Source organism: Dolichospermum circinale AWQC310F (assembly GCF_000426925.1).
In the GTDB taxonomy this organism is placed as follows: Bacteria; Cyanobacteriota; Cyanobacteriia; order Cyanobacteriales; family Nostocaceae; genus Dolichospermum; species Dolichospermum circinale.
In genome coordinates this window covers 37421-38211 of sequence record NZ_KE384670.1, presented here as the reverse complement: position 1 = coordinate 38211, position 791 = coordinate 37421, and positions in this window count along the sequence as shown.

Sequence of the window (791 nt, the reverse complement as noted above, 5' to 3'; positions counted from 1 at the left end):
TGCTTCTAGCAGCGCATTTACGACTATTTCAGGCGGGGGAACTTGATTTCCTTCTCGATAAGCAGCAGCAGCACGGGATAAGGTATTCATGAAATCAGAGGTAGAGTTAGATATTAAATTAGCTGTCATAGAAGTATTGTTGACGTAAGTATTGCTATATTTTTTCATAAAGTAACTAAATTGTAACGTTTATTAAATTATCTTTTTGATCAGATGACAATGATTGTATTATTTGATCTAAAATTTTAGTAAGGAATAGTTTAATAAATCACATACAGGCTGAATGAGGTGAAATAATGGATACTAAAAAACTCCCGAATTAATATAAATCAGGAGAGAGGAATTTCTCAGAGATAAATCTAGACTAAGTTAAGTGAAATGATGTTGATTTCAGAGAAATAAGGTGAATAAATTTATTTCCCAGGTGCGAAGTTGAATCATTATTGTGGGTAAGAGATAAAAATCTAGTTCATTTATTTAACAATTTTCATAAATAGCAGATGATATTTTTAAAAAAAGTAAAATGTCCGCTTTTGCGGACACTTTTAGGGCTTCTGTCACTTTTATTGGCTACAATCATGTCTGGAACATGATATTTTTATTGTTGATGATCAGAATCAAAAAATCAAGTCTTTTTCAGATATAAAGTAGACATAATTAAGTGAATTATATCTGGAAAATTACAGCATTTCCCTTCTTTTGTCAAGTATAGCAATAGGGAAGTTCACCGCAGATAAAGGTAGATAAATTTGTATTTTCGTGGAGACTGTTCCCTATTATATGAAAAAACA